Origin of the sequence: Eudoraea sp. (assembly GCF_049669105.1) — a bacterium.
Classification (GTDB): domain Bacteria; phylum Bacteroidota; class Bacteroidia; order Flavobacteriales; family Flavobacteriaceae; genus Eudoraea.
The window spans coordinates 1-23,541 of the sequence record NZ_JBATKE010000257.1 but is presented as its reverse complement, the minus strand read 5'-3'; the positions used below and the strand labels follow the sequence as shown (position 1 = coordinate 23,541).

At 35.8% G+C, this 23,541-nt stretch carries 18 protein-coding genes; 11 read left to right on the top strand and 7 right to left on the bottom strand.

What is annotated here, in order from left to right; all coding sequences use genetic code 11:
* Positions 1-114 precede the first annotated feature (114 nt).
* From WBM60_RS18015 to WBM60_RS17985, 7 genes are all read left to right on the top strand, one after another.
* Entirely contained in the window at positions 115-843 is a 729-nt protein-coding gene (locus WBM60_RS18015) for a type III pantothenate kinase (protein ID WP_424259197.1), read from the top strand.
* Complete coding sequence (locus WBM60_RS18010) at positions 844-2,115, top strand: hypothetical protein (protein WP_424277626.1); 1,272 nt, start codon at positions 844-846, stop codon at positions 2,113-2,115.
* Between the two features lie 40 nt (positions 2,116-2,155).
* The gene (locus WBM60_RS18005) at positions 2,156-3,526 is read left to right on the top strand and encodes a tetratricopeptide repeat protein (protein ID WP_424263164.1); all 1,371 of its coding nucleotides are present in this window, start codon (positions 2,156-2,158) and stop codon (positions 3,524-3,526) included.
* A gap of 2 nt (positions 3,527-3,528) precedes the next feature.
* Positions 3,529-4,134, top strand: coding sequence for an LPS export ABC transporter periplasmic protein LptC (gene lptC, locus WBM60_RS18000; protein WP_424263162.1), 606 nt, complete (start codon positions 3,529-3,531; stop codon positions 4,132-4,134).
* A complete protein-coding gene (locus WBM60_RS17995; protein ID WP_424263160.1) occupies positions 4,131-4,334 on the top strand; it encodes a hypothetical protein in 204 nt (67 codons plus the stop codon). Before lptC ends, WBM60_RS17995 begins: the two co-directional genes overlap by 4 nt.
* Before the next feature lie 2 nt (positions 4,335-4,336).
* Entirely contained in the window at positions 4,337-5,626 is a 1,290-nt protein-coding gene (locus WBM60_RS17990) for a hemolysin family protein (protein WP_424263158.1), read from the top strand.
* Positions 5,627-5,717: 91 nt separating this feature from the next.
* Positions 5,718-7,838, top strand: coding sequence for a peptidylprolyl isomerase (locus WBM60_RS17985; protein ID WP_424263156.1), 2,121 nt, complete (start codon positions 5,718-5,720; stop codon positions 7,836-7,838).
* 89 nt (positions 7,839-7,927) lie between these two features.
* On the opposite strand, the gene WBM60_RS17980 is transcribed toward WBM60_RS17985, so the two are convergent.
* Together WBM60_RS17980 and WBM60_RS17975 are read right to left on the bottom strand one after the other, a co-directional pair.
* Complete coding sequence (locus WBM60_RS17980; protein WP_424263154.1) at positions 7,928-8,869, bottom strand: GYDIA family GHMP kinase; 942 nt, start codon at positions 8,867-8,869, stop codon at positions 7,928-7,930.
* Positions 8,866-10,188, bottom strand: coding sequence for a hydroxymethylglutaryl-CoA reductase, degradative (locus WBM60_RS17975; RefSeq protein WP_424277625.1), 1,323 nt, complete (start codon positions 10,186-10,188; stop codon positions 8,866-8,868). Before WBM60_RS17975 ends, WBM60_RS17980 begins: the two co-directional genes overlap by 4 nt.
* 165 nt (positions 10,189-10,353) lie before the next feature.
* On the opposite strand from WBM60_RS17975, the gene WBM60_RS17970 reads away from it, so the two are divergent.
* From WBM60_RS17970 to WBM60_RS17955, 4 genes are all read left to right on the top strand, one after another.
* Complete coding sequence (locus WBM60_RS17970; protein ID WP_424283445.1) at positions 10,354-12,519, top strand: S9 family peptidase; 2,166 nt, start codon at positions 10,354-10,356, stop codon at positions 12,517-12,519.
* Positions 12,520-12,537: 18 nt separating this feature from the next.
* Positions 12,538-13,923, top strand: coding sequence for a peptide MFS transporter (locus WBM60_RS17965; RefSeq protein ID WP_424263148.1), 1,386 nt, complete (start codon positions 12,538-12,540; stop codon positions 13,921-13,923).
* A gap of 83 nt (positions 13,924-14,006) precedes the next feature.
* Positions 14,007-15,791, top strand: a complete 1,785-nt coding sequence (locus tag WBM60_RS17960) for a peptide MFS transporter (RefSeq protein ID WP_424263146.1) — start codon at positions 14,007-14,009, stop codon at positions 15,789-15,791.
* Between the two features lie 299 nt (positions 15,792-16,090).
* A complete protein-coding gene (locus WBM60_RS17955) occupies positions 16,091-18,313 on the top strand; it encodes an efflux RND transporter permease subunit (protein WP_424283444.1) in 2,223 nt (740 codons plus the stop codon).
* Here the strand turns inward: WBM60_RS17955 and WBM60_RS17950 are convergent, their stop codons facing one another.
* From WBM60_RS17950 to WBM60_RS17930, 5 genes are read right to left on the bottom strand one after another with little or no spacing between them, the layout of a single operon-like run.
* The gene (locus tag WBM60_RS17950; protein ID WP_424263142.1) at positions 18,314-19,228 is read right to left on the bottom strand and encodes a fatty acid desaturase family protein; all 915 of its coding nucleotides are present in this window, start codon (positions 19,226-19,228) and stop codon (positions 18,314-18,316) included.
* A gap of 6 nt (positions 19,229-19,234) precedes the next feature.
* Complete coding sequence (locus WBM60_RS17945; protein WP_424263140.1) at positions 19,235-20,341, bottom strand: DUF3419 family protein; 1,107 nt, start codon at positions 20,339-20,341, stop codon at positions 19,235-19,237.
* 20 nt (positions 20,342-20,361) lie between these two features.
* Positions 20,362-21,429 (bottom strand): NAD(P)H-binding protein, encoded by a 1,068-nt coding sequence (locus tag WBM60_RS17940; protein ID WP_424277622.1) that lies wholly within the window; start codon positions 21,427-21,429, stop codon positions 20,362-20,364.
* Positions 21,405-22,142: a long-chain fatty aldehyde decarbonylase gene (locus tag WBM60_RS17935; RefSeq protein WP_424261105.1), complete on the bottom strand. Its 738-nt coding sequence runs from the start codon at positions 22,140-22,142 to the stop codon at positions 21,405-21,407. Before WBM60_RS17935 ends, WBM60_RS17940 begins: the two co-directional genes overlap by 25 nt.
* 32 nt (positions 22,143-22,174) lie before the next feature.
* Positions 22,175-23,227 (bottom strand): GNAT family N-acetyltransferase, encoded by a 1,053-nt coding sequence (locus tag WBM60_RS17930; RefSeq protein WP_424277621.1) that lies wholly within the window; start codon positions 23,225-23,227, stop codon positions 22,175-22,177.
* Between the last annotated feature and the right edge of the window lie 314 nt (positions 23,228-23,541).

Genomic DNA, 23,541 nt, shown 5'->3' with positions numbered 1-23,541 from the left:
CACACGCAATAGCGCAGTGCGTAGGAGGGGGCAAATATACTTTCAAATTTAGGAACTACAAACAAAAAAGAAAAAAAAGCCTGCTGTTTTTTTTCATTTTATAATCTTTGTGTTATGAACCTTATTGTAGATGCCGGAAATACCTATGTAAAGCTGGCCGTTTTTAACGGACATAGCCTGTTATGGCAACAAAAGTTTGAAAAAGAGGACTTTCCAAAGATGGTGAAAAAAGTGTTTAAAAAATATCCTGCTATACAAAAAGCCATTGTTTCTTCAGTAGGTGTTTTAGACAAAAAATATATTTCGGTATTGTCTGTTTTTGTTGAGGTACATTTATTGAGTCATAACAGTAAAATTCCCTTTAAGAATTCCTATGCCACGCCTCAGACCTTGGGAATGGACAGGGTGGCACTCGCCACAGCAGCCTTCTATTTTAATCCCGACGCCAATACCCTGGTCATTGACGCAGGCACATGTATAACTTATGATATGATAAATGACTATGGCGAATATCTGGGAGGTGCAATTTCTCCTGGCTTACGTATGCGTTATAAGGCATTGCATGAGCATACTTCAAAGTTGCCTTTACTAGAACCTAAGAATTATAATGATATTATAGGAAACTCTACAGATGCAAGTATCCATAGTGGTGTTTTAAATGGCATTTGCAGGGAGATAGATGGGGTCATAGGCCAATACCAATCGCGATTTGAAGATTTAACAGTTATTTTAACAGGCGGTGACGCTCAAATTTTGTCTAAACGATTAAAAAATACCATATTTGCGCATTCTAATTTTCTCCTAAAAGGCTTGAATTATTTACTGGAATACAACAAACGCTAGATGGTAAAGAAAATCGTATTGCTAATACTCTGCTTAACGGCGATAGCATCATACTCCCAGAGTGGTAACGGAACCGTATCACCTTATTCTTTTGGCGGGATAGGAGATTTTAGACCGCAGACTACAATAGAAAATCAGGCTATGGGAGGATTAAGCATGTATACGGATAGTATTCATGTCAACTTAAATAACCCTGCGGCTTATGGAAAACTGAGGTTAGTAACATATACCGCAGGCGGGGGACATAAAGAAGTAAAATTAAAAGATTTTACAGATAAAGAAAGTTCTTCGGTCACCACTCTTGAATATATTGCCCTGGCATTTCCAATATCGCCAAAATTTGGAATTGGGTTTGGAGTTCTTCCTTATACGGCCGTGGGTTATAATGTTTTTTCTCAAACAACTAATGTCACCCAGGATACTGTTGTAAATCAGTTTACCGGGGATGGGGGATTAAATAAACTATTTTTATCAGCTGGATATGAAATTACTAAAAATCTGCATGTAGGAGCAACAGTAAATTATAGCTTCGGGAATATAGAATATCAGAGTGTTCAAAGTATTGAAGGAGTACAGTATGGTACAATAAATATTCGTGAATCTGAGATTAGCGGGTATGATTTTAATTATGGAGCAACGTATACCCCCAGGATTAAAAATAAATACACTTTATTTAGTTCAGTTACTGTGAATACACAGGCCAATCTGGTATCTTCAAACACGGAAAGGTTAGGTTCATTTTCATTAAGCACAGGAGAGGAAATTGAAGTAAGAGATGTAAATTTAGAACCTTCAAATCTTAGGAATACGGAACTGAAAATTCCAACAAGGACTACTTTTGGACTTGGGTTAGGTCGAGATAAAAAATGGTTTATAGGTGCAGAATATAGTTTACAGGCGGTGAGTTCGTTTAGAAATGATTTTATTGACCCCGAAAATATAGCATATGAAGATGCCAATACTCTTAGAGTAGGCGGATACTATGTACCCGATTATGCTTCATTTACCAGTTATTTGAAAAGAATCACATATAGGGCCGGGGCACGTACTTCCAAAACGGGCCTGATAGTCAATGATACATCAATACATGATTTTGGCATAACTTTTGGACTAGGTTTACCTGTTGGAGGAGGTTTTTCCAATATGAATATTGGATTTGAATACGGCAAACGAGGAACCACAGTGGCCAATTTAATAGAGGAAACTTATTTCAAAGTCAGTGTAGGACTATCATTCAACGATAAATGGTTCCAAAAAAGGAAAATAAATTGATAAAAATTTAGTACATTAACCACTTTAAAATTTATACAAGATGAAAAAGAAGTTTTACTGTATGATGATTGGGTTTCTGGCAATAATGGGTACGGCAAATGCACAAGCGCAAAACCCTGAATGTATGACCAATCTTTCTATTTATGCTGAGCATGCAAAAGTAAAAAATTACGATGCTGCTTACACACCATGGAAAATGGTATATGAAACATGTCCGTCGATAAATAAAGCCAATTTTTCGCTGGGTGAAAAAATTCTGGCTTATAAAATAGATAATAGTTCCGGCGCCGAAAAAGATGGTTATACAAGTGACTTACTTGCTTTATATGACAATAGCTTGAAAGTTTTTCCGGATAAATTTCCCAAAGCCGTTGTTGCCATAGATAAGGCCTTACTATTATATGATAATAAAATGGCTTCTGATGAAGAATTATATAATATGCTTCATGTTGCTTTTGAGGAAGACGCTTCAAATTTTAAAAACCCTAAAGCACTTTATCTTTATTTTTCAAGTCTTGTAGACCTTTATAATGAAGGGAAAAAAGATCTTCAGACAGTTTTTGATACCTATGATGATGTTACTGAAAAAATAGAAGAAGAGAATGAAAAATTAACAGACGTAATTAGTCAATTGCTACCTAAGGAAGAGGCTGGAACCCTTACTTCTAAAGATAAGAGAAAGTTAAAAGTGGCAACCACTAATTCTGAATCTTACGGTAAGATTGCAGGAAGTGTGGATTCTAAATTAGGTGCCTTGGCAGATTGTGAAAATCTTATTCCTCTTTATCAAAAGAGTTTTGAATCTAAAAAAACCGACGTCACCTGGGTAAAAAGGGCAGTAGGAAGAATGTTTAGTAAAGATTGTACCGATGATCCTATGTTTCAAAAATTATTTGAGGCCCAGTTAGCACTGGATCCTTCTGCGGATGCTTATGTTTACGGAGGAACCTTAAAGAAAAAGGCAGGGGATACCAAAGGAGCTATAGCGGATTTTAATAAAGCTCTTGACTTGGAGACAGATTCTAAAAAGAAATCCAATATTGCTTATAAGATAGCAACAAGCTATAGGAGAACCAATAAATCAACTGCAAGAAGTTATGCCCAGAAGGCTATAGATGCAAATGCTGCTAATGGAAGAGCCTACCTTCTTATTGCAAATTTATATGCTACAAGTGCTAATGATTGTGGTAGTACACCATTTGAAAAAAGAGCTATCTATTGGAAAGCAGCAGATATGGCCAGAAGAGCTGGCAGAGTAGATCCTTCATTGAGTAGCAATGCAAATCAATCTGCGGCCAGTTATAGTGCCAAAGCACCCTCAAAAACAGATATCTTTAATTCTGGAATGGCTGGTAAAACCATCAGCTTTAGTTGTTGGGTGGGAGGCAGCGTAACGGTGCCTAATCTATAACAATGGATAATTCTTACGGAAATAAATTTAACAACATTGCCATAGTATTTTCTGTGGCAATGTTGTTTTTTGGTTGTAAGGATAATTACAAAAGGGTTGGAGAAGAAGCACAACAAACCATCTATCCCCAGGGGGTTGCCCAGAATTTTGTACTTACTTATACAGAAACTCCTGAAAAATTGGGAAGCGAAGATACCAAAGATTCCAAGATCATAGCCATTTTAAAAAGCCCGTTGAGTGAAGATTATGACAATATGAGATTTAAGTTTAGGACTTTTCCAGATGGATTAGAGGTGGATTTGTTTGATGCTGAAAACAACAAAAGTACAATTAAGGCCGACTACGGGATTATTTATTCCAACACGAATTTAATAGACTTGCAGGGAAATGTGGTAATCGAATCTCATGATGGAAAAAAGCTTGAAGCTCCTCAGCTTTTTTATGATCAGACAAATGAGTGGATTTTTACTCAGCGTAAATTTAAATTTACCAATCCCGAAGATGGGACAATTATGGATGGTGAGGGAATGGATTTCAATAAAGACTTTAGTTTCTTCAATGCCCATAAGACTTATGGATTAATCACAATTAAGGAAGATAAAACATGATTAAAATACTAAGATATACGGAATACTTATACCTGGTTGTGGCAATAATATCTGTATATAAGACAATTGAACTTTGGAATACAAACAGAGAAGGTACTTACATCTTTATTTTCTTTGCACTCGTCTCTATAGGAATGTTTATTTTTAGGCGTAATTACAGAAAACGTTTCGAAAAGCGAAAACGGGATAATCAGCAATAGCCTTGGACTCTAGCATACTTATTATTTGTATTTGTTTGTTGTTATCTGCATTCTTTTCCGGAATGGAGATAGCTTTTATCTCTGCGAATAAGATTCATATAGAAATTGAAAAAAAACAGGAAGGTCTGTTGGCTCAGATACTTACACGGTTAACAAAAAAGCCTTCTAAGTTTATTGCTACCATGCTCATAGGCAATAATATTGCTTTAGTGGTTTATGGGTTGTATATGGGGGAGTTGTTGATGAATTGGTTCCAAACCAAATTAGCATCAGAGAATAACCTTGTTCAACTTTTGTTTACAGATTTTAGCCTTCTGACCCAGACGTTAATTTCCACCATTATAATTTTGCTTACGGCGGAATTTTTACCCAAAGTCCTTTTTCAGATCTATGCGAATAAACTACTTATATTTTTTGCGGCTCCTGCATATATTTTCTATTTGTTATTCTCTTTTGTTTCCGATTTTGTCATTAAAGTTTCCGATATACTCCTCAAAACCTTTTTCAAGACAGACGGGGATGAAGTGCAACTGGCATTTAGTAAGATTGAATTAGGAGACTATATCACAGAACAAATGGAGACGGTAATGGAAGAGGATGAAGTGGATTCTGAGATTCAGATCTTTCAGAACGCACTTGAGTTTTCTGCAGTAAAGGCAAGGGAAGTTATGGTTCCCAGGACTGAGATTATAGCTGTAGAATTGCATGAAACTCCAAAAAACCTGGCAAAACTATTTACCGAAACCGGCTTGTCAAAAATATTAGTCTTTAAAGACACTATAGATAACATTATTGGGTACATCCATTCTTATGAGCTATTTAAGAAGCCTAAAACAATAAAAAGTATACTCCTTCCGGTAGAGTTTGTGCCGGAGACCATGTTAATTCAGGACATCCTAAATGTGCTGACAAAAAAGCGAAAAAGCATTGCTGTAGTCCTGGATGAGTATGGTGGTACGTCAGGAATAATGACCGTTGAGGATATTGTAGAAGAACTTTTTGGCGAAATAGAAGATGAACATGATTCTACAGATTTACTGGAAGAGCAACTAAACAGTAATACCTACAAATTTTCTGCCAGGTTAGAGGTAGATTACCTTAATGAACAATACAAGCTGGAACTTCCTGAAAGCGAGGAATACGAAACACTTGGCGGTCTGATAGTGAATGAAACAGGTGAGATCCCGGACCAGAATGCAGAAATACAGGTTGAACATTTTTTGTTTACTATCCTGGAAGTTTCCAGCACAAAAATAGATTTGGTATCACTTCAAGTCCTGGAAAAGGATTAGCACTATAAATATAAGTTAGATAGAAAGCTTTAAGTTTTTATTTCTTAATGTAAAATACTAATTTCGCCAACTGATTTTAAATAAATAAAAAATGGCAATTCTAGAGAATATTAGAAAACGAACAACTATTTTAATCCTTATCATTGGGATGGCCTTATTTGCGTTCGTAATATCTGGAATTTTTACCAGCAATGATTTTTCTGGTGGAAAAGTTGGGTCTTCTGTAGGTGAAATTAATGGAGACGAAATTTCTATCGATAACTTTAGACGAAAGATTGAGAGGGCATCAAGAAGGTCCGGGCCAACAACCTCATCTATGCAATTAGTAAATTCTGTCTGGAACCAGGTAGAACGAAACACTATTTTGGGGCAACAGATAGAAGACCTGGGTATTTCTATTGAGCAGGACCAGATAATAAATGTTATTAAATCCAGCCCCGGGATAGCTCAGAATCCACAATTTTCAGATGAGAATGGCGTATTTGATGAAACAAAATTTCGGGATTTTATTGCCGAATTAAAAATCAATGCCCCTGCCCAATATAACGATTGGTTGCAGGACGAAGAAGCTATTATTCAGGGCGCAAAGGAACAAACGTATTTTAATTTAATAAGAGCAGGAGTTGGTGCCACTTTGAAAGAAGGGGAATTGGATTATAAATTAACTACCGATAAAGTAGATATCAGATATGTAAGAGTTCCTTACACGTCCATTCCTGATAGCACTTTTATTATTACTAAAAAAGAAATTTCGGACTACATCAGTGCACATAAAGAAGAATACAAGCAACAAAGGTCCAGAGATATTCAATTTGTTTATTTTGAAGATAAAGCTTCTCTTGAAGATGAGGCTGCCATAAAAGGTCAAATAATAAAACTTCTTGATGATACCGTGGAATATTTCGAAGAACGCGATGAAACAGATACCATTCCGGGATTTAGAAATACAAAAGACAACGCGGCTTTTCTTGACAGAAATTCAGATAGCAAATTCGATACTATTTATAAGTCGAAAAATGAACTTCCGATAAAATTCGCAGATACACTAATGGCCTTAAATATTGGTAAGTTATTTGGGCCTTACCAGGATGGTGATAGTTTTAAAATCACCAAAATGGTTAGCAAAAAACCTAATGGATCTGTAAAGGCCAGTCATATACTGATTACATGGGAAGGAGCCGAAAGAGCAAACCCTGAAATCAAGAGAACCAAAGAAGAAGCCGAGGCCATAGCACAAGACTTACTAAAACAAGCTAAAGCCGAAGGAGCCGTTTTTGCTGAACTGGCAAGAGATAATTCTGACGGACCTTCCGCTCCAAGAGGTGGCGACCTGGGTTATTTTCAGGAAGGTGTAATGACTCCCAAGTTTAATGATTTTGCCTTTGGAAATGAGGAAGGACATATTGGACTGGTTGAAACAGAATTTGGGTATCATATTGTACGGGTGGATGATAAGGAAGATCTAGTTCAGCTGGCAACTCTAAGCAGGGCAATCGAGGCTTCAGACGAAACATTAAATACATTATTTACGGATGCGACTAAATTTGAAATGGCGGCAACATCTTCAGAAAAGTCTTTTTCCGATATAGCAAAAGAAAATGAATACTTAGTAAGACCTGTTAATAAAATAAATGCATTAGACGAAAACCTTCCGGGACTCTCTAACCAAAGATCTATTGTTCAATGGGCATTTAATGACGAAACTGAAATAGGTGATATTAAAAGGTTTGGAATTGGTAACGGTTATGCAGTTGTCCAGCTAACGGCGAAGTATGAAGAAGGTTTAATGTCTGTAGAAGATGCTTCCGCCAATGTCCTTCCAAAAATTCGTAAAGGGAAAAAAGCTTCAAGGATTATTTCTCAAAACCAGGGAAAATCTTTGGAGGATTTAGCGTCAGGCAACAATACTAATATATCTACTGCCTCTGCCTTAACGGTTAAGACTCCTACAATACCAGGTGCCGGCAGAGAACCTTTGGTTGTGGGTACTGCATTTGCTTTAACAGAAGGGAGCGTTTCAGATCTTATTGAAGGCGAAACCGGAGTTTTTAAAATTGAAGTATCCAAAAAAGAAGAGGGGCCTAAGCTGGAAAACTATACCACATTCGCCAGTTCTTTACAGGCTTCAAACGGAACCCGGGTAAATACAAGTGTGTTCAATGCCTTAAAGGAAAATTCAGAGATTACAGATAACAGAGCAACTTTCTATTAAGAACTATATCGTTTATCGGTAAGAACTTTTTAGAAAAGAAATCCAATTAAATCATTTATAAAAAAAGCTTCTCATAGGAGAGGCTTTTTTTATAATATCATTTCTGCAAACGGAATTACAGTCTTATAGCCCTTGTTATTGAAGTATTCAGGAGTATTAGTATCTCCTATGGCAAGTATAAAATCTCCGCCCCATGCCCCTAAACTTTTTAGAGACCCTTCAAAGTCGGGAAACAGTTTTTCCTTTACAGGTGTCAGATTAAGAATATCTGCCAAAAGCAATTCATGAGTGTTCATTAATTCCTTAAACCTGGTTATTTCGGTACAACGAATACATTCTTCTGTTAGTTCTGAAATTTTAAGTATTAAAGATTCTTTATCAAATTCCTGTTCTTTATATCTGGTAATCCCTTCTCTGCTGTTTTGCTTTCTGTTGAGATGTACAAAGAACAAGGCGTCTTTGAATGGAGGGTTAAATTCAATTTCTTTTATAAATTGTCCGCTGTTTTTTATTTGATAAATTATTGGATGATTATGTTGTGCACAGGCAATATCGTATCCGCTTCCATTAAATGTTTTGGATAAAAGAACAAAAGGATCAACGTTTGCCCATTGCGCAACATTATTAATTAGGGTTGAGGAAGATCCAAGTCCCCAATCCCTTGGAAAGCTGAGGTTTGTATGAACTTCATATCCCTTTTTTCCATTTAAAAAATTCGGATTCAGTTTTTTTGCCTCCAGCAGAATTTTCAACAGCATTTTGGAGACCTTATCTGTAGATGCTAAATGGTTTTCCTGTTCATTTGAAATTTCTAAATCCGTAGTCCTAAAAAGCTCCAATGGCAGAGAGGTATGAAACCATATTTCACCTTTTTCATCCAGGCTCGTCCATAAGAACTTCGGAGAATCCAATTCTTTAACCGTTAAAGCTTGCCCGTATTTAGTAGGCAGGGCAAAGGACAGGGCGCCGTCAAGAACTGCGTACTCGCCGGTAAGCAACAACTTTCCATTGCTATAGAACCTTTGAGTCATAGATTGTTCCGTAAATTTTGAAGCGCTTCAACAACAGCATTATGAGTGGCTGCATTCTTTTTAAAATAGGCGATCAAAGTTTTCTTTTCATCATCTGAGGCACTCATTTGATTAAGAATATTTAGCAAATGCATTTTCATATGCCCCTCCTGAATTCCTGTTGTGACTAACGATCTGACTGCGGCAAAATTCTGAGCCAATCCGGCCACTGCAACAATTTGCATCAATTCACGGGCTGATGGTTTCTGTAAAATCTCCAGCGCTAGGTGCACCAATGGATGTAAACTGGTAAGGCCTCCTACAGTTCCCAGGGCCAGAGGCACTTCTATCCAAAATTTAAAAATACCATCCTCCAAAGAGGCATGCGTAAGACTTCTGTAAGATCCATCTTTTGCCGCATAAGCATGAATTCCGGCTTCTACTGCCCTGAAATCGTTACCTGTAGCCAGGACAACAGCATCTATCCCGTTCATTATGCCTTTATTATGGGTTACCGCTCTGTAGGGTTCAACGTTGGCAATATTAACTGCCCTTACCATTTTTTCTGCGAATTCTTTTGGGGAAACAGACTGTTCCACCTCTAAATCATCAACAGGACAACTTACCTCAGCCCGAACAAGGCATTCGGGAACATAGTTTGAAAGAATGCTCATTACCACTTCTATTCCCTTTTCATCTTCATTAAACAGTGCGCAGGTTTGAGCTTCTCTTTTCAGTGTTGTGGCAAATTGTTCCAAGCAGGAGTTAATAAAATTCGCCCCCATAGCATCAAGGGTTTCAAATTTACAGTGCAACTGATAATAGTGATCAAGTTTGTGTGTCTGATCCCTAAGTTCTATTGATGTTATTCCGCCCCCGCGTTTTTCCATATTTCGGGTGATGGACTTAGTATCATTAATGAAAATTGGTTTTATTTTTTCAATAAATTCTTGCAATTTCTCTGAAGATCCTTTGAAGATAAAATGTACCTGTCCTATCTTTTCGGTTCCTAATACGCTAGTCTTAAATCCGCCCTTATCCAGCCAGAATTTGGCAGCTTTACTGGCGGCCGCAACAACAGAACTTTCTTCAATAGCCATTGGAATGGCATATAATTTATCATTTATAAGAAAATTAGGAGCAATTCCGAAAGGCAGGTAGTAGTTACTGATCGTATTCTCTATGAATTCGTCATGGAGTTTTTGTAACCCATTATCTATATTCCAGTACTTTTTAAGTATTTGTACTGTGGCCTCCGAATTATCAGTATAATTATCGGCAATCCAATTGATTTTTTCTTCTTTGGAAAGTTTGGAAAAACCCTGGATCGGTGTTGTCATAAGCTGTGGTTCTATAAGGGCAAAGATAGTGATTACACAATTATGCCATGGAGTTTCTTCATTCGGGGTATCAGGGTATAAAGTTGGAATATTTTAAGATTAAAGTTATTTTTTTCGCAAAAATATTAGTAAACTTGGTAGTTTATAATCAATTTTCTAGATTTTATGAATAAATCTTTCGTTCTTATATTTCTTGCCGTTTGCTTTTTAAATTACGCACCTGCTCAACAAAAAAAGATTTCTCTGGAAGAGCTTTGGTCCGGAGCCTATGTTACTGAAGGCATGGAAGCCATTTATCCTTTAAAAAATGGCAAACACTACACAGTCCTAAATACAGATATAACCAAAGGTATTGTCAGTATTGATAAGTACGATTATAATACATTGGAGAAGATAGAAACTATGGTCTCTTCACAGGATTTAACTTCAAAAGCGGCATTTAGTTCATATACATTTAGTACAGACGAATCAAAAATATTATTGGCCACAGAAGAGACTCCTATCTACAGGCGTTCTAAATTGGGGATCTATTATATTTATGATGTTGTCACTAAAAGGATAACTCAAATAGCAGATACATGGATTCAGGAACCCACTTTTTCGCCGGATGGAAAAAGAGTAGCTTTTGCTAACAATAATAATATCTATCTTTTTAATATAGCCGATGGAACAATATCCAAAATAACCTCAGACGGGGCGAAGAATAAGATTATTAATGGGATTGCAGATTGGGTATATGAAGAGGAATTTAAAATTGTAAGGGCCTTTGAATGGAACTCAGACGGGACAAAAATTGCTTTTTTAAGATTTGATGAAACGGCTGTTCCTGAATTTGCAATGGATGTTTATGGAACAGACTTATATCCTTTTCAATATATCTTCAAGTATCCCAAAGCCGGGGAAAATAATTCTGTTGTTACATTGCATAACTATGATATTGAATCAGGGGAAATTTCAGATGTTTCACTTCCGGACGCCTATTACATCCCCAGGATAACACAGATGAATAATCCGAATTATTTAAGTGTCCAAACATTAAACAGGCACCAAAATAATTTAAATTTATATGCTGTTAACCTTCAAAATAACTCAGTATCTCTTTTACTTGAGGAAAAAGACGAAGCTTATGTAGATATTACAGATAACCTTACTTTTCTAACCGATGATAGCTTTATCTGGACCAGTGAAAAGGATGGATATAATCATATTTACCTACATTCCAAAAACGGGGATTTAATGAATCAGATTACGCAGGGAGACTGGGAAGTGACCAAATACTATGGATATGATCAAAATAAGGATAGGGTCTATTACCAGTCCACAGAAAATGGATCAATAAACAGGGATATCTATCGCATTGACAGTAGAGGGAAGAATAAGAGGCGACTCTCATCCAAAGACGGAACCAATTCTGCCAAGTTTAGCGCAGATTTTACATATTTCATAAATGAGTTTTCCAATTCAACTACCCCTCCTGAATTCACCCTGCATAAGGCGGTATCGGGAGATAAATTAAAAGACATTTTAGACAATACTAGCCTTGTTAGTAAATTAGAACAATATGAGTTAAGCCCTAAGGAATTTTCTACAATGTCTGTCAATGGTAATGAATTGAATATGTGGATGGTGAAACCAAAAGACTTTGATGAGTCCATAAAATATCCCTTACTAATGTTTCAGTACAGCGGACCGGGTTCTCAGCAAGTAGCCAACAGATGGATGGGCACAAATGACTATTGGCATCAGATTCTGGCTTCACAGGGGTATATTGTTGCTTGTGTAGATGGCAGGGGGACTGGTTTTAAGGGACGTGATTTTAAGAAGGTGACTTATTTGAATCTAGTGAAATATGAAACTGAGGATCAAATTGCTGCGGCTAAAAAACTAAGTGAATACCCTTTTATAGATCAGGATAGAACAGGGATATGGGGTTGGAGTTTTGGCGGTCATATGTCTACAAACTGCCTTTTAAAGGGCAGTGATACTTTTGAAATGGCCATTGCCGTTGCACCGGTCACTAGTTGGCGTTTTTATGACACTGTATATACAGAACGATTCATGAGAACCCCGGCTGAGAATCCAGGAGGTTACGATGAGAATTCACCTTTTAATTATCCCGAGTTATTAAAGGGAGATTATTTGTTGGTGCACGGCTCAGGTGATGACAATGTACACGTGCAAAACAGTATGCGCATGATTGAGGCCCTGGTACAGGCCAACAAACAATTTGACTGGGCAATTTATCCCGACAAAGACCATGGTATTCACGGGGGTAATACCAGACTGCATTTATATACTAAAATGACCAATTTTATTAAAGAAAATCTATAAGTTAACCCGGAAATAATTATGGAAAAATCAACTAAACCAGCAATTCAAAAAGAGCTTTTTGGACATCCAGTCGGACTTTATATTCTGTTTTTTACAGAAATGTGGGAACGATTTTCTTACTATGGAATGCGCGCTATTTTGGTGCTTTATTTGGTGGCTAAAACTACTGAAAGCAATGCTGGATTGGGATGGTCTAATGGAGAAGCACTTGCTTTGTATGGCTGGTACACCATGTTAGTATATGTGGCGTCCATTCCTGGGGGATGGATTGCGGACAAATTTCTTGGACAAAAAAAGTCTGTCTTATATGGCGGAATTCTTTTGGTAATTGGTCATAGTGTATTGGCAATAGAAGAAATGTGGGCTTTTTATTCGGGCTTGGGATTCATAATTGCAGGGGTTGGCATGCTAAAACCCAATATTTCTACAATGGTGGGAGGGCTTTACAAGCAAGGAGATATTAGACGGGATAAGGGATTTACAATATTTTACATTGGTATTAATGTGGGAGCATTCCTCTCCAGTTTAATAGTTGGCACCGTTGGGGAAGTTTATGGTTGGCATTATGGTTTTGGATTGGCCGGAATCGGTATGGCATTGGGTCTTCTTCAGTATGTTTATGGTCAAAAATATTTAAAACATGTAGGTAACTTTTTGGGATCTTCCGAGAACAAATTGGAAAAGGAGGCCATGGACAATCCTTTGACCAAAATTGAAAAAGATAGAATTGTAGTGCTATTCATTTCCTTTATTCTGGTCATCGTTTTTTGGGGTGCATTTGAACAGGCAGGTGGCCTAATGAACTTATACGCCTCGGATAAAACCAATAGAATACTCTCATTTTCCGTGCCGTTTATTGGGAATGAAATACCAGCGTCCTGGTTTCAATCTCTAAATGCCATGTTTATAATTTTCCTTGGAACTTCAGTAGCCGGGTATTGGGCCAGACGAAAGTTGAAAGGAAAATTGTCAACCGGCTTGTTCAAGATGATATTGGGGCTCATTATTATGGGAACTGGTTTCTTCTTTATGTCAGCTGCCGCGGTAGAATATAATAGTGATGGCTCATCCGCCATGTACTGGTTGGTCCTGGCTTACTTGTTCCACACTGTGGGAGAGTTATGTATTTCTCCGGTGGCATTATCATATATCACAAAATTAGCCCCGCTTAAATATGCCTCTTTTATGATGGGAATCTATTTTGCCATGACGGGCTTTGGAAATAAGTTGGCTGGATTACTAGGAGAATCTGCCTCAGAATTCGGGGAATTAGCCGTCTTTAGCGGTATCGCCATTTTTTGTATCATTTTTGGATTACTGGTAATGTTATTTAGAAAAAAATTGGAAAAATTGACACATGGAGCTGAAGATGATGAGCATGTAATAACAGCTGATGAAGCGTAAAATTTAGGCTAATTTGAATCAATTAAGCTGTTTCTTGTTGATTAATTGTGAGTTAACAACCATTATTAATACCAATAAAACCAATGAATACTGATATTGAAAATCTTTTTAAGGATAAGGTCTTAGGCCATCCAGCGGGCTTAATGGTCTTATTTTTTACAGAAATGTGGGAACGCTTTTCATTTTATGGGATGCGTATTCTTTTAATCCTGTTTCTTACTGCACCTTTTGCCAGTGATAATCCGGGATGGGATTGGCCAAGAGAACATGCCCTGGCACTTATAGGCACTTATGCTTCCTTGCTTTATTTAACCCCGATTATTGGAGGTTATGTAGCTGATAAGATTACGGGATATCGCATGGCTGTTGTAATAGGCTGTGCAATTATGACTTTGGGCCATGCTTTTATGGCATTAGAAACGACTACGACCTTCTATTTGGGGCTTGCCTTTTTGGTTATAGGAACCGGCTTTTTTAAACCTAATATCACTTCTATTATTTCAGAAATGTATAAAGGCAAAGAATCCAAAAAAGATGGTGCATACACCATATTTTATATGGGTGTAAATGCCGGTGCATTTTTCGGAATGATGCTATGCGGGTATCTGGCTGAGAATTTTGGTTGGTCCTGGGGATTTGGACTGGCAGGTATTTTTATGTTTTTCGGAATGATGCAATTTTTATTAGCTAAAAAACTATTTGGGAGTATAGGAGGCAAACCAGGCAAAGTACATGAGGTAGAATTACCTCAAAACATTAATGAAGAGTCTCCTGTAAATATTGAGGAAGAAAAGGCGGTGGAAAAATTAAATCCGTTTATGACTTTTGATTATGTCCTTATTATCATGTCATCTATCGGAGGATTGCTCTATCTCTTTAATGATCCTATTGAAAAGATAAGTGGAGATAATTTATTGCCTTTTGAGGTCTGGGGCTTATCAGGGTCAAATTTTGTGGTACTCTTTGCATTAGTTTTGTTTCTTATTCTTCTTGTTTCAAGGATTTCAAGATATATTCCTTTAGTTAGAGACCGGATTATTGCAGTTGTTTTCTTTGGGATTTTTACGGTAATTTTCTTTGCAGCCTTTGAACAGGCATTAGGATCTATGACCCTCTTTGCAAGAGATTACACCAATAGAAATTTGGTAGGATCTTCAGCAATGATCTTCAAAGTAGTGGATGCCCTACTTACGACTGTTCCACTCTTGATTATCACCTGGGTTTTATATCTTTTGTTTAAAAAAACCTATTCCAGGATTGGCTTATCTAATATAGTATTGGCCTTGGCATTTGTTGGGATTTGGGGATTAGTGATTTATAGGCTGATTGATAAATTTTCACAAGAGGGAAATCAGATAGACGCCTCCTGGTTTGGAATTTTAAACTCCTTTTTTATCATTACCCTGGCTCCTATGTTTTCGAGATGGTGGGAAAGTAAATATAATCCTAGTGCTGCAATGAAATATGGCTTGGGATTAATACTTTTAGGACTTGGATTTGCCATATTGTCTTATGGTTCCGCAGGTATAATCCCGGGGTCAAAAACGGCTTCGGTAAGTATGATTTTTCTTATTTTGGCCTATTTGCTTCACACTATGGGAGAATTGTGTCTTTCACCGGTGGGTTTATCTTATCTGAGTAAATTGGTGCCTGCCAGGATGATCGGTTTTATGTTTGGTATTTGGTACCTTGCAATAGCCATAGGACAAAAAGCAGCGGGAACTATGGGGGGAATGATAGATAAAATTTCAGAACAATATTCTTTAAGTACCTTCTTTTTAATGTTTACCCTGGTGCCTATTGCTTTTGGTCTTATTTCCATTGTACTAAACCCGGTTTTAAAAAGACTTATGCACGGAGTGCGCTGATTTATTCTATTTCCAGTATAAATGCCCCTTTTTCACCTGTATAGTAAAATGGCAACTTCCTGTCTGTGCACGATTTTTTCCACCTTGCGATATCACTCCTATAATTGCTTTTATTAAGAGGATTTAAAGAGGCAACTTCATATTGAATAATTTCGATCTTATTGAACAGGATTTTAAAAAATGAATTAAGTTCAAGGATAAAACCTGTTTTGAAATTACGTACTTCCAGAAAATATGGGTAGCTTGAATATGTTAATCCAAAATTAAGAAGGAAAATGAGGTTTTTAATCAACTACAGATTGGTCGTACTTGCCATTGTAGTTGGATTATGCATTTATGGAAGTAATTATATTCCCATTGCTATGCAACCAAATAACGACCTGGAGGTCTGGTTTGACAAAAGTGATCCAATACTGGAAGCCTACTATGATTTTCAAAAAGAATTTGGAAACGACAGGATTATTACACTCGCTTTTAAAGAAACAGGGGGTGTTTTAACACCGGCATGTATAAAGAAAATTAAACGTATAGAAGAAGGATTAGAACAACTAGAAGGTATTGATCGAGTCCTATCAATTGTCAATGTCAAAGACTTTAGAAAACTCACAAAAGACCAAACTATTTCCTATCAGTTCACGTCTTGGTTCAATGAAGGTTTGGATACAATTACGCCAGCATTAAAAAGAGAAATAGAGAACTCATCACTTTATGAAAATAGATTAATAAACAAAAAAGGGGATGTGACAATACTTGTCATTCATTTTGAATCATTTGGATTAGTTCATGACAAGATGGATAAAATTATTCCCAGAATAAAAAGTATTTGTAATAAGGAACTCGGTGAAGATAATTTTCACTTAGGAGGTGCAGACATCATTGATTTTGGATTGAACGAACTCTCAAGAAGGGATTTCATCAAATTTACTGGATTGAGCTATCTTGTTATGTTCATCCTGATCGCTTTGTTTTACCGACGAACCATGTACTTAATATTAGCCTTTTTGATTGCTTTCACAACTATCTGGTTGACCTTTTCTATTTACGGTTTCTTTGGTAATGGCCTCAATATTTTTACAGTAATGACACCTACAATCGTCATTGTTATCAGCCTTATGGTATCAATGCACATTTTTAATGAGTTCGAAAATTCAAACACAAACGAATATGACAACCAGGAGGAAAAAGCTGTCAATTGTTTAAAGAAAATTGTTAGCCCTTGTTTTTATGCGGCCTTAACAACAATGATTGGATTTTTATCACTACTCACCTCTTCTACAGCGGTCATTAAAGAATTTGGATGGCTATCAGCAGTGGGTTGTTTTCTTGCTTTTGTAATGGCCTTTATTTGGAGTGCTGTATTATTACCTTATGTAAATATTGAAGGGGAAAAGGCGAATCGTAGTCATAATTTAGGTCAGGCAGTCAGCAACTTTTCTAGTTTTATTTTGGAGAAATCAAGTGTTTTTAATTTCCTTTCTATATTCATTTCAATAGTAGCCATTCTCGGTATTATGAATATCAACATAGATATGGATCCGATAGGTTTCTTTCCTAAAGATCATTTTGTAGCCAAGGATCACCAATTCATGGAAGACAACTGGGGCGATTATTATCCAATTGATATTGTCTTGCAAACTGAAAATGAAAGTCAGATAAATAATATAGCCATCATCAATGCAATGATAAATTTTGATGCTCAAATTGTAGAAAACAATTTAGCAAGAAATACTTTTTCCTATGTCAAAGTATTGGAGCGATTTGCCGAAGTAAGATATAATCAGGACTTGAAGAAGATTTTGTTAAATCCAATGCTGAATAAATATTTTTTGAAAAGTTTTAATAGACTTGTAGCAAATGAATCTGATATATTAATCTCTGAAGATCAAAAAAAGGCTAGAATTACAGTCACTGGATCAATTCAAAGTGTGAGAGCATTAGAAGGAAGTATAATGGAGATGAATAAAATTAGTGACGAGGTTTTTAATAATACCACAAGTTTACAAGTGGCTGGCTATCCAGCTCTGTTTGTTAAAATAATGAATACCTCATTTGACTCTATGAAGTCAAGTTTGATCATGGCTTTACTTCTGGTTTTCATAATCATGTTATTATTGTTACGTAATTTCAAAATTGCAATTATTGCAATTATTGTAAATATATTCCCTGTAATTATAATGTTAGGTTTCTTAGGATTTAGTAGTATAAATCTTGATTTAGCAACCTGTACAATAGCGGCAATCATTCTTGGGATTGCGATTGATGATACCATTCACATTCTCTACAGATATCAGCGGGAAAAGAGGGAAGGTCTTTCAGTAGAAAGCGCATTAAAAATTACCCATTTCCATATAGGCAGAGTTGTTGTTTTGACCAGCTTATTGCTATTTGTAGGTTTTTCCATTTTATTATTGGCCAGCTTGAAAACAGTTTTCTATTTCGGACTGCTTTCAATCATTTCTGTTATTGCCGTTTTTTACGGCGATATTATTCTTTTAACCCTATTATTGAAGAAATGGAAATGATTAATCTTTATTAGTTGAAGGTTTTGGAGAAGGTTCTTTTGTCAATAAGGGTCCATGCCACAACCTCACATAATTCTTAAAAAAAGAAAACCTTCCTTTGTTGGATTTAATATACTTCGGCAAATGTATCCAAGGGATCTGTGGGTTTTGATGGTGTGCCAGATGAATATTAAAATTGAGATAAATAATATTCAACCATTTCGGAATAGTCAAATTATGAGCACCATTTATTATGTCACGAGGACTAAAAGCATGATTGACATAATTTTGTGAAGACCAGATGAAACCGTGTATTATATAAAAGATAATCCATGTCATAAAATCCCAGCCAATAAGCCATAAACTGAATACTTGAAAAACTATAATTATTATAGATTCAATTTGAAAGAACTTCATTTTGAACGAATTATCCAGGCCTTCTACAAAACCTCTCATTTCTTTATGATGCTTAAATATCTTTGATCGTATCATATTTGGGGAGATAGCAAAAATAACTATGCTCAACCACAGTGAAAAATAACCAAAACCAACCATCATTAAATATAAATTACCATATCGTACCCACCTGTTTTGATGTTCATAATATAAGTCCCACATTTCTTCATCCGTTCTGTTTTTTTTGTGATGTTTGAGATGGCAATGACGAAAAAAATGATAGGAAACACCAAACAAGGTACTTAGAAATTGACCTAAAAATAAGTTCAAATTTTGATTAGGATGCAATGTTTTGTGCGCAGCTTCATGCATGAGTGAATAAACTGGAATCATAAGTATCCCAAAGGCCAAACCTAAAAGTAGCTTCATTCCAATTTCCGGGGTGTTTGATCCGACTTGAAGAAGAAAAAAGTAAAGTACCGTACATATGATGATGATTGTAACATTAAGTTTTGTAGGTATTTGATATAGATCTTTCATATAGGATTATTTGCGGATGGAGTAGGCGGCCACCTTCCCGTAAACAAATGAGCGATCATTGGCATAAATTTGTTTACTCAAGGTCTCGTCTTTTACAATCCTATCCTTTAATTTATCCGGTACCTCCCTCGGAATCATCAGGTTTCGAAAAATGACCCTTGCTCCTTTTCTAGCGGTTTTGTGTATGCCAAGAAATAAGCGATGTGTTTCCTTCTCGCTCATCAATTCGCAAATATTTGATAAGGCAAAACAGTCAATACTTAAGTCTGGCATTGAATCTAACCAACCTTGAGCGTCTGCGGTTATGATTTTAATTCGATCCAATTTTGCTTTAATCATTTCATAGTTTTCTTCTTTGAGATAATTAGGTACTTCATGATCATTTTGGAATTTCCCTAAGAGGTAAAGTGAAAGAAAGTAATTTCCTTTTATTGGAATATCTCTAAATGCATTCTTGGCTCGTTTATAAAAACTCTCTGAAAATGATGTGCTCCCATCATCAAAATGAAAATACTCAGCTACTAAACCTCGTTTTGCAAGCATTCGTTTGTTGAATAATATCTTAAAAATGTAATGAAATCGTTTTGTATTCCATATTTTATCGAAATAAGTTTCTTGCTCTTGTTTAGATTTTTCATTAAAGAGGCCTAGAACCCTTTTCTTGCCTTGCAATAGCATAATGAATTTACCGGCAATTTTTATGAACTTTTCAAATTGGCCATTCATGATAAATCCATTCTTAATTATTTTATTTTGCTCATCCCAATATTTGCGAGCATCCTCACTCAACAAGGGTTTTATCTTTTCATATTGCTCCAACCTATTTTTAGAATCTCTTAACCCCGCAAAGGATGTAAATGCAATAAAATCTAAACTTTTAATTGCAGCTACCTTTAGTTCTAATAAATAGGATTGTGTCGGATTAATGTCAAGAGTGTAAATTACCTGAGGGTCAAACAACAGAAATCCTAACACATTGCAGCCCCCGGAAGTAATGGCCATTAAGGCATCATCCTTTTTAATTTTCAAAACGACATGATCACTTTCAGGATCTTCCCAATTATGCGTAAAAACTAATTTAAATAATGAAACCTGGTCCTTTTGGTTTTTCATCAGAATTATTTTAAAACCTGTTAATTAATAATCAGTCCTTTCGAGTTATAAAAAGGTGCCACTGTAATTCCATGTTTTAAACCAAGTTTATAAATCTCTTCAATTTTATCAATAGAAATGTTGCCCTTCCCAATAGAGTAATCTTCATATTTGTTTTCAAAAGCCAAAATCATCGCCTCAAGAATACAGCCATGGATAATATTTGGGGCCGGATATTGGTAAAATGAATCTGTATAATCTGGATAAAACTCGAAACCAAAGTTTACCTGTCCCATGCCTCCATGGAAAATTAGATCAAAATTATTCTCCACTTTTGAGTCGAGATTTTTTGGATAGCCGGCATCAGAGATAATCACATTTTCCTTACAATTCGAAATTTCAGATATATTGGAACTGGCAACGCAAATAATAATATCTGCTTTTGGAATTAAATCCCTTAAGGAGATTGAATAATCGTTTTCAATATTTTCGTCATCAAGCTGATCTGATAATTTCTTAAGTTGCTTTTCATTACGTGCGCAGAGGAGTAATTTGTGAGTCCTGTTTTTCAAATATTGCACGCAAGCCATGCCAATATCGCCTGTTGCACCAACAATTAACAATGAAGATAGTTTTAGGTCAACATTCTTTTGTAAAGCTGCTTTTTCTATACTTTTTACAATAAACGCAGAAGTAAGTGTATTTCCTGTTGTAAACTTTGAATTTTTCGTAGAAATAGAATCGAAGTTTCCCTCTAATACAATAGAAGTAAAACCTCCTAAAGCCACGACTTTAGCACCCATCTTCTTTGCACAGGCTATGCCATCATGAACCTTTTTAATATTTGATCGCAAATAACTCGTATTGAGCTTATCTGGCTCAATAAATGTATCAATATAAACACCATTTATAGAGGCTCCTGTTTTTGAATTTACTTTTACCCGAAACAAATCTCTGGCAGGAATGAATGGGAAAATGTTTTTAATCTTTTGCAAGGAAAGATCTCCCTGACTTTTATTTCTTAGTCTATTAACAAAAGCCGCAATATTTTCCCATGAATCCTGATGTCCTACAACAGCAAAGTCTAAGCAGGGAGTTGAGCTATCCATACTATTGATTTTTCTCCAGGGATCCCAATATTGTCGAGTGTTTTTGCATAAAGTGACAAGGCGTTACCACGCATCTTTTCTATCTCAAGTCCAACATGATGCAAAGATCCTTTCATACAATCACCATTGCATACACCACAATGTCCACGTAGGTCCGTTGTGGCAGAAAACTGCGCTAGAATAGTCATACAATTGAAATGAATCTCCTCAAATTTATTTATGAAGGCCTCAGGATCTTCTTTTAATTCTGAAACCAATATATCTGTAGAATGCTCCAAATGTTCTTTTTCCTCATCTGCTATAGCAAGAAACAATCTTCCAGCTTCGCCACCAATTGCCGTTCCTACATCTGTATACATCGAAACTGCAAATGATTCTAAAATCACTTCTTGAATTATCAGACACGAGATGAAATCCTTTTTTTTGGCATAAGACAAAAATTGCTCTCGTATATTACGCCAATATTCTCCTTTCAAATTTATTTTCGTTTTCAAACCTGTTTTTTTCGCATAATCCAAAAATACTTCTGCATGCATTCTTTCACTATTCGCATGTTCCACGGCTTCTATTTTTTCAGTATAATCATCTATCGTCTCTGCAAGAGATGCGAAGTTTGACATACCAATGAGTTCGCCTGTTATTGCTTGTGAAAACAAATCAGAAATGACATTAAATTTTTCTAAACTTTCGTGCTCTTTTGGTAATGGCTCCATATTTGCTGGTTTTTATAGTAATTTCGTTAATATCAGACTAATGAAAAGTCTTCATAAGGAATTCCAGACTTCACTTTATCAATTAGGTTTTGATTATTTTTTAAACTAGTCAACATCCCTATTGAACTAAAAGTGAACTTCAGTATTTTAGAAAAATGCTTTTGTAAAGGATCTTTTTCATGACACCCAATTGACACAAAGGAATAAGATTTATTATAGGCTATGTTTCTAGCATGATCAATCAGCAGCTTAAGTGCTTTTTTTTCAGAAAGGTTAATCGCAAGGTATTTTATATAGATCATTTTAACCGGTTGATTCAGGGTTGGCATTTTTGAAAATCCAAATATTGGATTTACTACATTTAATAATTTCAGCATTAGATTCAATTTCCACGAAACTTTGATCACTACATTCTGTTTGATTGGCATTGTATCAATTATACTCATTGCTCCTATTAAAGTGCCTTTATAGTAAATGGTATATATACTTGTTCCTTCAAGTTGGATATTTGTTATAGGAGTTCTAAGATCATATCTTTGATACTTTGCTCCAATGAATTCTATTAACTCTTCTGATATTTCCGACAGCTCAATGGTGTAGTCAGGATTCGACCATTTAAACTGTTTGCCGATAAATTGATAAACAGTAAACGAGCCGATATTTTCAAAATTTGTGTATTCAGATTTGTTCTTTGAAAATGAAACTGGTTTTTTGTTGCCCTTAGAAAAGTTAAAAAAAACAAGATCAAAATCTAACTCATAAAGCTTTGCTGCCAAAACGCTTAAAAGTTTCATTCCAACACCTTTATTTCTATATGATTTTAGTACTTTAAAATCACCAACGTATTGGACAGGATACAGTTTGCCATCGATATAGCAATTTTGTAATGATGCACAAACCGCTCCGATAATCTTTTGGTTTTCTTCGGCAATTATAACTAAACTCTTTCCCCGTAATTGCAGAATTTTGAAGAAATCGGGATTTCTATCAATACGAAGGGATATATTACCTTCCATACTTACAGAAGAGGTTAACTCCAACAAACCTAGATTATCACTTTTACTGGCAATTCGGAATTCTACCATATTTAAGGATATAGATAAATAGAAAATTGGGGAATCTAAATATAAAACTAAAATTCTAAAATGGAAATTATCTAAATAATTAACTGATAATGATTATGGCATTATTTTTTATTTTAATTGTTTCTCGGATTTCTAGAGACATTCCTTATGTACCTTCTTTTTAATGTTTATCCATGTCCTTATTGCTTTTGGTGTTATATCTATATTACTAAATCCGGTTTTAAAAAGACTTATGCACGGAGTGCGCTGATTTATTCTATTTCCAGTATAAATGCCCCTTTTTCACCGGTATAATAGAATGGCAACTTCCTGTC